Origin of the sequence: uncultured Methylibium sp. (assembly GCF_902826655.1) — a bacterium.
Classification (GTDB): Bacteria; Pseudomonadota; Gammaproteobacteria; order Burkholderiales; family Burkholderiaceae_C; genus Methylibium.
On the sequence record NZ_CADEFR010000083.1, the window covers coordinates 1 to 11924 of the forward strand.

At 70.1% G+C, this 11924-nt stretch carries 13 protein-coding genes; 10 read left to right on the top strand and 3 right to left on the bottom strand.

The window, feature by feature from the left end; genetic code table 11:
• From QZV97_RS19025 to QZV97_RS19035, 3 genes are all read right to left on the bottom strand, one after another.
• On the bottom strand, positions 1–1414 hold a 1414-nt coding region (locus tag QZV97_RS19025), incomplete at its 3' end, for a PIN domain-containing protein (protein ID WP_295646415.1).
• A 148-nt stretch (positions 1415–1562) separates the two neighbouring features.
• Positions 1563–2039: a peroxiredoxin gene (locus QZV97_RS19030; RefSeq protein WP_295646417.1), complete on the bottom strand. Its 477-nt coding sequence runs from the start codon at positions 2037–2039 to the stop codon at positions 1563–1565.
• Positions 2040–2120: 81 nt separating this feature from the next.
• The gene (locus tag QZV97_RS19035) at positions 2121–2498 is read right to left on the bottom strand and encodes an Mth938-like domain-containing protein (protein ID WP_295646420.1); all 378 of its coding nucleotides are present in this window, start codon (positions 2496–2498) and stop codon (positions 2121–2123) included.
• 110 nt (positions 2499–2608) lie between these two features.
• On the opposite strand from QZV97_RS19035, the gene QZV97_RS19040 reads away from it, so the two are divergent.
• The 10 genes from QZV97_RS19040 to QZV97_RS19085 form a co-directional block, all read left to right on the top strand.
• The gene (locus tag QZV97_RS19040; RefSeq protein ID WP_295646423.1) at positions 2609–3838 is read left to right on the top strand and encodes a pyridoxal phosphate-dependent aminotransferase; all 1230 of its coding nucleotides are present in this window, start codon (positions 2609–2611) and stop codon (positions 3836–3838) included.
• 11 nt (positions 3839–3849) lie between these two features.
• Positions 3850–5196, top strand: coding sequence for a homoserine dehydrogenase (locus QZV97_RS19045; protein WP_295646427.1), 1347 nt, complete (start codon positions 3850–3852; stop codon positions 5194–5196).
• On the top strand, positions 5193–6611 hold the full coding sequence (gene thrC / locus QZV97_RS19050; protein ID WP_295646450.1) for a threonine synthase: 1419 nt from the start codon (positions 5193–5195) through the stop codon (positions 6609–6611). The genes QZV97_RS19045 and thrC overlap by 4 nt, the downstream gene beginning before the upstream one ends.
• Entirely contained in the window at positions 6608–7237 is a 630-nt protein-coding gene (mobB, locus tag QZV97_RS19055; RefSeq protein WP_295646430.1) for a molybdopterin-guanine dinucleotide biosynthesis protein B, read from the top strand. Before thrC ends, mobB begins: the two co-directional genes overlap by 4 nt.
• On the top strand, positions 7179–8387 hold the full coding sequence (gene glp, locus QZV97_RS19060) for a gephyrin-like molybdotransferase Glp (protein WP_366558918.1): 1209 nt from the start codon (positions 7179–7181) through the stop codon (positions 8385–8387). Before mobB ends, glp begins: the two co-directional genes overlap by 59 nt.
• Positions 8387–8638, top strand: a complete 252-nt coding sequence (gene moaD, locus QZV97_RS19065; RefSeq protein WP_295646435.1) for a molybdopterin converting factor subunit 1 — start codon at positions 8387–8389, stop codon at positions 8636–8638. The genes glp and moaD overlap by 1 nt, the downstream gene beginning before the upstream one ends.
• 95 nt (positions 8639–8733) lie before the next feature.
• Positions 8734–10416, top strand: coding sequence for a hypothetical protein (locus tag QZV97_RS19070; protein ID WP_295646438.1), 1683 nt, complete (start codon positions 8734–8736; stop codon positions 10414–10416).
• A 43-nt stretch (positions 10417–10459) separates the two neighbouring features.
• Positions 10460–10936 (top strand): molybdenum cofactor biosynthesis protein MoaE, encoded by a 477-nt coding sequence (locus tag QZV97_RS19075; RefSeq protein ID WP_295646441.1) that lies wholly within the window; start codon positions 10460–10462, stop codon positions 10934–10936.
• Positions 10933–11328, top strand: coding sequence for a fluoride efflux transporter CrcB (gene crcB / locus QZV97_RS19080; RefSeq protein ID WP_295646444.1), 396 nt, complete (start codon positions 10933–10935; stop codon positions 11326–11328). The genes QZV97_RS19075 and crcB overlap by 4 nt, the downstream gene beginning before the upstream one ends.
• A 57-nt stretch (positions 11329–11385) precedes the next feature.
• On the top strand, positions 11386–11924 hold a 539-nt coding region (locus QZV97_RS19085), incomplete at its 3' end, for a Clp protease N-terminal domain-containing protein (protein ID WP_295646447.1).

An 11924-nucleotide genomic window follows, 5' to 3' on the forward strand; every position in this document is an offset into this window, starting at 1 on the left:
AGGTGCGGCCGCGCATGAAGTTCAGGCTCTTGATCTTGATCTTGCTGCGCACCAGGTCGTTGGTGGCGGCGCGACCCCATTCGCCGGCGCCGGAGTCGTTCTTGGCCAGCACCTCGAGGTTGTCGTCGAGTGCGCCCATCCACGGGCCCATCTTCTCTTCCTCGGTGCCGGGCAGGAAGCCGATGTCTTCGCCGACCGGTACCGTCACGCGGGTCACGATGATCTCGGTGTAGCGACGCTCGTCCATCACCTGGGACAAGCCGGCAGCCAGCGTCATCAGCGTCTTGCCGGTGCCGGCGGTACCGGTGAGGGTGATGAAGTCGCAGTCGGGGTCCATCAGCAGGTTGAGCGCGAAGTTCTGCTCGCGGTTGCGCGCCGTCACACCCCAGACGGCGTTCTTGCCGTGCGAGTAGTCCTTCAGCGTCTTCAGCACTGCGGTCTTGCCGGTGATCTCGGTGACCTTGGCGTACAGCGGCGCCGCCCCCGGCGTCTCGAGGTAGACGAACTGGTTCACCATCAGCGCCGGCACCAGGGGACCCGCGATGCGGTAGAAGGTCGACCCGCCCTGCTGCCAGCTCTCCATCGTCTTGCCGTGCCGGTCCCAGAAGTCGGGCGGCAGCGGCAGCACGCCGGTGTAGAGCAGGTCGCCGTCTTCCAGCGTCTTGTCGTTGAAGTAGTCCTCGGCCGGCAGGCCCAGTGCGCGCGCCTTGACGCGCATGTTGATGTCCTTGGACACCAGCACCACGTCGCGCTGCGGGTACTTGTCGCGCAGCGCCTTGAAGACGCCGAGGATCTGGTTGTCGGCCTTGCCCTGAGGCAGGCCGTCGGGCAGCTTGGCGTCGAGCAGCAGGGTCTGGAAGAACAGCTTGCCGCCGGCTTCCTTGTGGCCGGTCTTGGCGAGCGGGATGCCGTCCTCGGCGTGCAACTGGGTCGCGTCCGGACCGCCGGCCAGCGCGTCGAGCTCGCGGCTGACCTGGCGCACGTTGCGCGAGACCTCGCTCAGGCCCTTCTTGTGGCCGTCGAGTTCCTCGAGCGTGATCATCGGCAGGTAGATGTCGTGCTCCTCGAAGCGGAACAGCGACATCGGGTCGTGCATCAGCACGTTGGTGTCCAGCACGAACAGCTTGGCCGGGCCGGTGGCGCGCGGCTTGCGCGGCCGGGGCTCGGGCAGCGGAGCCCGGCTGGCGCTCTTGACCGGCAGATGGCCGGACACCGGCGCGACCGGCGGACGAGTGGCGGGCGCGGTCGTCTTCGCGACCGGCGTCTTGGGATGGGGATCGAACAGGTCGAGCAGGCCGGCGGTTGGCTGGTCCTGCTTGGTGGGGCGGAGGCCCGGCTTGGGTGCGGCCTGGGAGTCGAAGTCGCTGGCGCTGAGGAGGGATGCTTTCTTCGCGGGGGGCTTGGGCAGGGGCATGGACTTCCGGGGCCTTAGAAAACAAAAAGCCGCTCAGTCACCTGGGCGGCTTGCTCGGATGCGGTGAGGAACTCACGGGCATGAGTTCATTATGCACATCGGATGCCGGGCTTCAACCTCGGCGTTGTGACCGTTTGACGTCGTGCCGTCACGCGGCCTTCTTCAGCGCCTTGACGGCCTTCAGCACCTCGTCGACGTGACCGGCGACCTTGATGCCGCGCCATTCGGCGACCAGCACGCCGTTCGGGTCGATCAGGAAGGTGCTGCGCTCGATGCCCTTGACCTTCTTGCCGTACATGATCTTGTTCTTGACCACGCCGAACATGTGGCAGAGCTTCTCTTCAGTGTCGGCGATCAGCTCGAAGGGCAGTTCGAGGTTCTGCTTGAACTTCTCGTGCGAGGCCATGTTGTCGCGCGACACGCCGAACACCACCGCACCGGCTTTCAGGAAGTCCTTGTGGCGGTCGCGGAACTGCATCGCCTCGGTGGTGCAGCCTGGGGTGTTGTCCTTGGGGTAGAAGTAGAGGATGACTGTCTGACCCAAGTAGGCCTGGGGCGTGAACTTCACGCCACCGGTGGCCTGCGCTTCAAATTCCGGGAGGGCTTTGTTGAGGGCGGGCGTCATGAAGGATGCTGCTGGTTGGTGGCCGCTGGCACGGCTAACCACCAATTATAAAGGGACGCTTGCGGCACTCCGGTGCCGCGGTCAGGCCGGGTCGAGCAGCAGGGCGGCCACGACCTGTCGCCCCTCGGCGACCAGCAGGTTGTAGGTCCGGCAGGCGGCCGCCGTGTCCATCGTCTCGAAGCCGATGCGTCGGTCGATCAGTGGCCGCAGACAGGCGGCGGGCGCGAAGCGCAGCTTGCGGCCGCTGCCGAACAGCACCAGTTCCGGTTCGAGCGCGGTGAGGCGTTCGAAGTGGCTCGCGTCCAGTTGCTCGAAGCGGGCGATGCCCCAGGCCTCGATCCGACCCTCCCACGGCAGCACGAAGCTCTCGTGCCAGTGCTGGTCGGCCACGTGGACGCCGTCCGGCGTGTAGCCGCTGATCACGTTGGCGTTGGCGACGCGGTCGGGCTGCAGTTTCATGGGTCCCTGATCGGCTGGCGCGAGCGCAAGCGTGCGCAATCGCTGTGGTCTAATTTTAGTTTGCGTTGCAGCATGGATGCTGCCGCTGTAGCGCCACGCCGGGAGTCCTCGTGTCCAAGCCTATCGTCAAGTCGAGCAAGCTCGCCGATGTCTGCTACGACATCCGGGGTCCGGTGCTGGACAAGGCCCGCCAGATGGAGGAAGAGGGCCACAAGATCATCAAGCTCAACATCGGCAACCTGGCGGTGTTCGGCTTCGACCCGCCCGACGAGATCGTGCAGGATATGATCCGCAACCTGCCGCAGGCCGCGGGCTACACCGACAGCAAGGGCCTGTTCGCGCCGCGCCGTGCGGTCGTGCACTACACGCAGGAGAAGCGCATCCCGGGCGTCGCGGTCGACGACGTCTATCTGGGCAACGGTGCCTCCGAGCTCATCGTGATGAGCCTCAACGCGCTGCTGGACAACGGTGACGAGGTGCTGGTGCCGGCGCCCGATTACCCGCTGTGGACCGCCGCGGTGTCGCTGTCCGGCGGCAAGCCGGTGCACTACCAGTGCGACGAAGCGAGCGACTGGCTGCCGGACATCGATGACATCCGCCGCAAGATCACGCCGAACACGCGTGCCATCGTCGTCATCAACCCGAACAACCCGACCGGCGCGCTCTATCCCGAGAGCCTGCTGCTGCAGATCGTCGAGGTCGCGCGCCAGCACCAGCTGATCGTGTTCGCCGACGAGATCTACGACAAGACGCTGTACGACGGCAACACCCACACCAGCATCGCCTCGCTGGCCGACGACGTGCTGTTCGTGACCTTCAACGGCCTGTCCAAGAACTACCGCTCCTGCGGCTACCGCGCCGGCTGGATGGTGGTGTCCGGCGAGAAGCGCCATGCCCGCGACTACATCGAGGGGCTGAACATGCTGGCCTCGATGCGGCTGTGCTCCAACACGCCGGGCCAGCTGGCGATCCAGACCGCGCTCGGCGGGTACCAGAGCATCAAGGACCTGGTCGCGCCGCACGGCCGGCTCACGCGCCAGCGCGACATGGCCTACGACGTGCTGAGCGCGATCCCAGGCGTCAGCGTCGTCAAGCCGAAGGCAGCGCTCTACATGTTCCCGCGGCTCGACCCGAAGATCTATCCGATCCGCGACGACCAGCAGTTCGCCTACGAACTGCTGGCCGAGGAGAAGGTGCTGATCGTGCAGGGCACCGGCTTCAACTGGGCGACGCCGGACCATTTCCGCGTCGTCTTCCTGCCCAACACCGACGACCTGGGCGATGCGCTCGGCCGCATCGAGCGCTTCCTCGCGCACTACCGCAAGCGTCACTCGCAATGAGCTCACCGCAGATGAAACCCATCCAGGTCGGCCTGCTCGGCATCGGCACCGTCGGCGGCGGCAGCTTCCAGGTGCTGCGGCGCAACCAGGAAGAGATCCGCCGCCGCGCCGGCCGCGGCATCGAGATCACGATGGTGGCGGACCTGGACACCGAGCGCGCCCGGTCCCTCGTCGGCGAGGGCGTCGAGGTGGTGGCCGACGCGCGTGCCGTGATCGCCAACCCGCAGATCGACATCGTCATCGAGCTGATCGGCGGCTACGGCATCGCGCGGGCGCTGGTGATGGAGGCGATCGCCGCCGGCAAGCACGTGGTCACCGCCAACAAGGCGCTGCTCGCGGTGCATGGCACCGAGATCTTCGCCGCGGCGCACGCCAAGGGCGTGGTGGTCGCCTTCGAGGCCGCGGTGGCCGGCGGCATCCCGATCATCAAGGCGCTGCGCGAGGGCCTGTCGGCCAACCGCATCGGCTGGATCGCCGGGATCATCAACGGCACGACCAACTTCATCCTGTCGGAGATGCGCTCCAAGGGCCTGGACTTCGGCGCGGTGCTGAAGGAGGCCCAGCGCCTCGGCTATGCCGAGGCCGATCCGACCTTCGACATCGAAGGCGTCGATGCCGCGCACAAGGCCACGATCATGAGCGCGATCGCCTTCGGCACGCCGGTGCAGTTCGATCGCGCCCACGTCGAAGGCATCACGCAGTTGCAGGCGGCCGACATCCGCTACGCCGAGCAGCTGGGCTACCGCATCAAGCTGCTGGGCATCACCAAGCGCCGTGACGATGAGGCCGCGAGAGCGGCCACAGGCGTGGCCGCGGGGGGCATCGAGCTGCGCGTGCACCCGACACTCATCCCGTCGACCCGGCTGATCGCCAACGTCGAGGGCGCGATGAACGCCGTGGTGGTGCAGGGCGATGCCGTCGGCACGACGCTCTACTACGGCAAGGGTGCCGGCGCCGAGCCGACCGCGTCGGCCGTGGTCGCCGACCTGGTCGATGTGACCCGCCTGGTCACCGCCGACCCCGACCACCGCGTGCCGCACCTGGCTTTCCAGCCCGGCTCGCTGTCGGCCACGCCCATCCTGCCGATCGACCAGGTCATCACCTCGTTCTACCTGCGCCTGCAGGTCGCCGACGAGGCCGGCGTGCTGGCCAACATCACTCGCATCCTGGCCGAGAGCGACATCTCGATCGACGCCGTGCTGCAACGAGAGTCCGCCGAGGGCGAGCGCCAGACCGACCTGATCATCCTGACCCACGACACGCTCGAAGGCCGGATGAACGCGGCGCTGGCCAAGATGCAGGCGCTGCCGACCGTGCTGGCGACCATCGTGCGCATCCGCAAGGAAGAGTTGTCCTGAAGTACCTCAGTACCCGCGGCGATCCGGCCCGGCGCGGCTTCTCCGACATCCTGCTCGAGGGACTGGCACCGGACGGCGGCCTCTACCTGCCCGGGCGCTATCCGCGCATCGGCGCCGACACGCTGGCGCGCTGGCGCGATCTGCCGTACGCCGATCTCGCCTTCGAGATCCTGTCGCTGTTCATCGACGACATCCCGGCCGACGACCTGCGCGCGATCGTGCGCCGCACCTACACGCGCGAGGTCTTCGGCAGCGAGGCGATCACGCCGCTGAAGCCGCTCGGGCCGGGCCTGGCGCTGCAGGCGCTGTCCAACGGCCCGACGCTGGCCTTCAAGGACATGGCGATGCAGCTGCTGGGCCAGCTGTTCGAGTACGAACTGGCACGCCGCGGCGAGACGCTCAACATCCTGGGGGCCACCTCGGGCGACACCGGCAGCGCGGCGGAGTACGCGATGCGCGGGAAGAAGGGCGTGCGCGTCTTCATGCTCAGTCCGCACGGCCGCATGAGTCCCTTCCAGCAGGCGCAGATGTTCAGCCTGCCCGACGCCAACATCCACAACCTGGCGATCGACGGCGTGTTCGACGACTGCCAGGACATCGTCAAGGCCGTCAGCAACGACCTCGAGTTCAAGCGCCGGCATCGCATCGGCACCGTCAACTCGATCAACTGGGCGCGGCTGCTGGCCCAGGTCGTCTATTACTTCGCGGGCTATTTCCAGGCCACGACGACCGATGACGAACGGGTGAGCTTCGCCGTGCCCTCCGGCAACTTCGGCAACGTCTGCGCCGGTCACGTCGCGCGGATGATGGGCCTGCCGATCGATCGGCTCGTCGTCGCCACCAACGAGAACGACGTGCTCGACGAGTTCTTCCGCACCGGCCGCTATCGCGTGCGCGGCGCCGCCGACACGCACGAGACCTCGAGCCCGTCGATGGACATCTCCAAGGCCAGCAACTTCGAGCGCTTCGTGTTCGACCTGCTGGGCCACGACGAGGGTGCGGCGGCACGTACCGGGCAGCTGTTCGGCGTCGACGTGGCGCGCGGCGGTTTCGAGCTCACGGCCGAGGAGTTCGGGCGCGTGCGCGGCTTCGGTTTCGTGTCGGGACGCAGCACGCACGCCGACCGCATCGCGACGATCCGCGACACGCAGCAGCGCTTCGGCGTCACCATCGACCCGCACACGGCCGACGGCCTGAAGGTCGCGCACGAGCACCGGCGACCGGGCACGACGATGCTGGTCCTGGAGACGGCGCTGCCGATCAAGTTCGCCGCGACGATCCGCGAGGCGCTGGGCCGGGAGCCCGAGCGGCCGGCGTCACTGGCGGGGATCGAGGACCTCCCCAGGCGCTGCAAGCTCCTGGCGGCCGACACGGCCGCGGTCAAGTCCTACATCGCCAACCATTGCGGTCCATGAAGGTCGTCGGCTTCTGCGGCTACTCCGGCTCGGGCAAGACCACGCTGGTCGAGCAGCTGGTCGCGCGGCTGCGGCTGGCCGGACATCGCGTGTCGGTCGTGAAGCACGCGCACCACGACTTCGACATCGACCAGCCCGGCAAGGACTCTCACCGCCACCGCGCCGCCGGTGCCTACGAGGTGGTGATCGCGTCGAACCGCCGGCTGGCCAAGATCCGCGAGTACGACGTCGAGGCCGAGCCCGGGCCGCACCAGCTGATCGCCGAGCTGTCCGACGCCGACTGGGTGCTGGTCGAGGGCTTCAAGCATGCCGACCTGCTGAAGATCGAGATCTGGCGCGCCCAGACCGGCCAGCGCGTGCAGTACCCCAACGACCCCTTCATCGTCGCGATCGCGACCGACAGCCCCGAGGCCCTGCCGCAGCCGACGCAGCTGCCGGTCCTCGATCTCAACGACGCCGACGGCGTCGCCACCTGGCTGCTGGCCCAGTCGGACCGGCACGACTACCGATCGCCCTATGACGCCGACAACGAAGCCGCCTATGGCGACCCCGCCCGGCAAGCGCCCGATGCTGAGCCTGCCCGAGGCTCTGGATCGGCTGCGAGCCGGAACGACCCCCCTCGTTGAGACCGAGGCGGTCTCGACCTTCGACGCGCTCGGTCGCGTGCTGGCGGCCGAAGTGCGCTCGCTGCTCGACGTGCCGCCGCACGACAACACCTCGATGGACGGCTATGCGCTGCGCACGGCCGACGTGCGCGAAGCCGGCGCGGTGCTGCCGGTGGCCCAGCGCATCGCGGCCGGGCAGGTCGGCCAGGTGCTGGCACCGGGCAGCGCGGCGCGCATCTTCACCGGCGCGCCCATTCCCGAAGGCGCCGACGCCGTCGTGCCTCAGGAGCAGTGCGAGGCGCAGGACGGCGCCGTGCGCATCAAGCTCGTGCCGCCGGCCGGCCAGTGGATCCGACGTCGCGGCGAGGACGTCGTCGCCGGCAGCACCGTGCTGCCTCGCGGCAGCCGGCTGACGCCGCAGGCACTGGGCCTCGCGGCCTCGGTCGGCGCCGCGACGCTGACGGTGGTGCGCCGGCCGCGCGTTGCGCTGTTCTCGACCGGTGACGAGCTGGTCATGCCCGGCGAGCCGCTCAAGCCCGGCGCGATCTACAACTCCAACCGCTACACGCTGCGGGCGCTGCTGCAGGCGGCCGGCTGCGAAGTCAGCGACCTGGGCATCGTGCCGGACCGGCTCGACGCCACGCGCGAGGCGCTGAAGCGCGCTGCCGCCGGCCACGACCTGATCCTCACTTCAGGCGGCGTCTCGGTCGGCGAGGAGGACCATCTGAAGCCTGCCGCCGCTGCCGAGGGCCGCATCGACCTGTGGCAGATCGCGATCAAGCCCGGCAAGCCGCTGGCCTTCGGGGCGATTCCGCGCGCCGGCGGCGGCGAGGCCTTATTGATCGGCCTGCCCGGCAACCCGGTGTCGAGCTTCGTGACCTTCCTGCTGGCGGTGCGGCCGGTGCTGCGCGCCTTGCAGGGCCTGCCGGCCACCGAGCCGGCGGGCCTGGCCCTGCGCGCCGACTTCGACTGGCCCCGGCCCGACCAGCGCCGCGAGTTCCTGCGCGCACGCCGCAACGCCGACGGCAGCCTGGAACTCTTCCCCAACCAGAGCTCCGGCGTCCTGACCTCGGCGGTCTGGGCCGAAGGCCTGGTCGACAACCCGCCGGGCCAGGCCATCGCCCGCGGCGACGCGGTACGCTTCGTGCCGTTCTCCGACTACCTGCTGTGATGAAGGTCCAGATCCGCTATTTCGCGTCGATCCGCGAGGCGCTCGGCCCGGGCGAATCGATCGACCTGCCGGCCGGCAGCACGCTGGGCGCACTGCGCGACACGCTGATCGCCCGCGGCGGCTCGCATGGCGAAGCCCTGGCGCGCGGCCGCGCGCTGCGTGCCGCGCTGAACCAGGTGATGGCTGACGACTCGGCGGCGCTGGCCGACGGCGCCGAGGTGGCCTTCTTCCCACCGGTCACCGGCGGCTGATCCTGCGGCCCTGCGGGCTGCGCGGTCGGTGCGGTAGCGGACAGAGGCGCCAGCGGCGCCGGCCTATCCTGGAGCGTTGATGCTTCCGGCCCGCCATGCCGTCCGACCTCCGTTCTTCGCCTGCCGCCGCTCTGCTGGAACCGCTGGCTCCTGGCACGACCGTCGGCAGCTTCGTGCTGCACGAGGTGAGTTCGCGCGACGAGTTCAGCCTGCGCTACCGGGCCACCGCCAGCGCGTCGGCCGCCGAGGTGACGATCGAGGAGTTCGCGCCGGCGGCGATCAGCCTGCGGCGCGACGACGGGACGCTCTGGCCCCGGTCGCCGGCGCAGGCCGCGTTGTGGACCGAAGGGCGGCGCGCCTTCGTGCAGGAGGCCGAGCGCTTCGCCTTGGTCGGACACTCGTCGCTGCAGGCGCTCGGCCCGGTCTGGAACACCCCAGCCAGTGCCTATCGGATCCGGGCATGGGTGGGAGGGCCGACGCTGGCGGCGGCGCGCGGCGCGATGGCCGGGCCGCCGACCGAGGACTGGTTGCGCCGCCTGCTCGCACCGATGCTGGACGCGCTGCACGCACTGCACCAGGCAGGCGGCCTTCACGGCCATGTGCAGCCGCACGGCGTGCGGCTCCGGGCCGAAGCGACGCCAGTGCTGACGGACCCGGCCGCGGTGCGGCTGGCGATCGGCGATCGCATGCCGCATCTGCCGCCGTGGCCCTTTCCGGCGTTCGTGGCGTCCGAACTGCGCTCGCCCGAGCCGGGCCTGAGCGCCGGCCCATGGTCCGACCTCTACGCGGTGGCGGCCCTGGCGCGGTTCTGCATCACCGGGTCGATGGACGGCGAGGCCGATCGGGCCTGGACACGGATCCCCGCGGCCGGCTCGGCGGCCTTCGTGGCGGTCATCGAGCGCGCCCTGGCGGACGACCCTCGCGAGCGACCGCAAAGCGTCGTCGAGTTCCGCCGCGACCTGGAGGCTGCCGTCGCCCGGCAGCCGCTGCGCGGTGCGCCGGCATCGAGCGAGATGCCGGCGGCGCCCCGACCCGTGACCCTGACCGGGGAGGTCGACGACGAGCCGCAGCTTCCGGTCTGGCCGCGCAACGGCCCGGGTGACGGCGCAACGGCCGGGCTCCGCAGCGACACGCGGGGCTTCGGGCTCGAGCCGACGCTCGACGAGGTGGTGGGCGCCGGCATGCGGGCTCCGATCGTGGCGCGGATGGCTCCCCGGTCGAGCGCGATGCCCGGGTCGGCGCGTCCACAGCAGACCCGCCGTTGGCCGGCCGCCGTGGCCGGCGCCGTGGTCGGCGCGGCGCTGACGCTCGCCGCCACGCAGGGGAGCCATCTGATGGACACGGCGCCGCTGGCCTTGTCCTGGATCTCCGGACTCACGGCTCGCGGCGATGCGGACAGACCCCCAAAGGACGCGACGGTGGTGACGACACCGGCCGCAGCGCCACCTGCGGCGCCGGCAGCGCCACCTGCAGCGCCGGCGGCGGTCGCGACGGCCTCCTCGGACGCCGCATCGCTGGCGCCCCTGTCCGTGCCCGCCGTCCAGGCCGCTCGCGAACCCGTTGCTGCGCCTGTGCCCCAGCCCGCGGCGGCCCCGTCGCCACCCCCGCGGGCGATCCCGCCGAGCCGGGTCGCCAGCCTTCCGCCCACGCCGTCCGCGGCGTGTGCGCCGAGGACGGCCTTTGCCCTCTACCGCTGCATGAAGCAGCAGTGCGAATCGACGCGCTACTTCGCGCATCCGCAGTGCGTGCGCCTGCGGGCGACGGACGAACTGCCCTAGACGCGAGCCCGCGGCCCGTGATGCCGATGCGAGAATCCGGCCGATGGCGATCCCCCGCGTGACGATCCAGACCGGCGACTTCGACCTCGGTGCCGAGGTGGCCGCGCTGCGTGCCGGCGACGGCGGCGTCGGCGCGGTCGCCAGCTTCATCGGCACGGTGCGCGACCGCAGCGACGGCGCCCAGGTCAGCCGCATGGAGCTCGAGCACTATCCCGGCATGACCGAGCGGTCGATCGAGGCGATGATCGACCAGGCCTTCGGGCGCTTCAGCATCCTCGGTGCGCGCGTGATCCACCGTGTCGGCCCGCTCGACATCGGCGACCAGATCGTGCTGGTCGTCGTCAGTTCGGCCCATCGCGGCCAGGCCTTCCAGGCCTGCGAGTTCCTGATGGACTACCTGAAGACCCAGGCGCCGTTCTGGAAGAAGGAAACCACGCCCGACGGTGCACGCTGGGTCGACGCGCGCGTCGCCGACGACCGGGCGCTCGAGCGCTGGGGCATCGCGGCGGGCAACGCGTGAGTGCAGCGGCCAGCCCGCTGGCGCTGCAGGCGCTGTGCGTGGCCCTGGGATCGGCCGTGGGCGCCTTGCTGCGCTGGGGCGTCGGTCTGGCGCTGAACCCGCTGTGGGCGGGCTTTCCGATCGGCACGCTGGCCATCAACATGGCGGGCGGCCTGGTCATCGGGGCGGCTGCGGCCTGGCTGGTCCAGCCGGGCGACCATCTGCTGCGCCTGCTGCTGATGACCGGGCTGTGCGGTGGCTTCACCACCTTCTCGGCGTTCTCGCTCGAGTCCCTGCTGATGCTGCAACGGGGCGCCGTGGCGATGGCCGTCGCCCACGCACTGGCCCATGTGCTCGGGTCGCTGGCCTGCGCCGCGCTCGGCTGGTGGCTGGTGCAGGCCGTGCTGCGCTAGGCTTGAAATGCCCCGCGACGGGGCCATCTGTCGGTCAGTCCGGAGGAATCCACTCCCATGCGTATCGACAAGCTCACCACCAAGTTCCAGGAAGCCCTGGCCGACGCGAGTTCGCTGGCCAACGGCCGCGACAACCCGTACATCGAACCCGCCCACCTGCTGGCCGCGATGCTGACCCAGCCCGACGGCCCGAAGGCGCTGCTCGACCGCGCCGGCGCCAACACCGCTGCGCTGCAGACCGCGATGGACGTCGCCGTGGCCGGGCTGCCCCAGGTCCAGGGCGGCAGCGGCGTGCAGCCGGGGCGCGACCTGGTCTCGCTGCTGCAGGCTGCCGAGAAGGAGGCCGGCAAGCGCGGCGACCAGTTCATCGCCAGCGAGATGTTCCTGCTGGCCCTGGCCGACGCCAAGACCGACATCGGCGGCATCGTCCGCGGCCACGGCCTGACCCGCAAGGCGCTCGAGACCGCCATCGACGCGGTGCGCGGCGGCCAGAAGGTCGACTCGGCCGATGCCGAAGGCGCCCGCGAGGCGCTGAAGAAGTACACGCTGGACCTGACCGAGCGCGCCCGCCAGGGCAAGCTCGACCCGGTGATCGG

Bases quoted from the DNA above. Each gene is read 5' to 3' on its own strand.
- QZV97_RS19030 (WP_295646417.1), bottom strand. From the start codon at position 2,039: ATGACGCCCGCCCTCAACAAAGCCCTCCCGGAATTTGAAGCGCAGGCC.
- QZV97_RS19035 (WP_295646420.1), bottom strand. From the start codon at position 2,498: ATGAAACTGCAGCCCGACCGCGTCGCCAACGCCAACGTGATCAGCGGC.
- QZV97_RS19045 (WP_295646427.1), top strand. From the start codon at position 3,850: ATGAAACCCATCCAGGTCGGCCTGCTCGGCATCGGCACCGTCGGCGGC.
- mobB (WP_295646430.1), top strand. From the start codon at position 6,608: ATGAAGGTCGTCGGCTTCTGCGGCTACTCCGGCTCGGGCAAGACCACG.
- glp (WP_366558918.1), top strand. From the start codon at position 7,179: ATGCTGAGCCTGCCCGAGGCTCTGGATCGGCTGCGAGCCGGAACGACC.
- moaD (WP_295646435.1), top strand. From the start codon at position 8,387: ATGAAGGTCCAGATCCGCTATTTCGCGTCGATCCGCGAGGCGCTCGGC.
- QZV97_RS19070 (WP_295646438.1), top strand. From the start codon at position 8,734: ATGCCGTCCGACCTCCGTTCTTCGCCTGCCGCCGCTCTGCTGGAACCG.
- QZV97_RS19075 (WP_295646441.1), top strand. From the start codon at position 10,460: ATGGCGATCCCCCGCGTGACGATCCAGACCGGCGACTTCGACCTCGGT.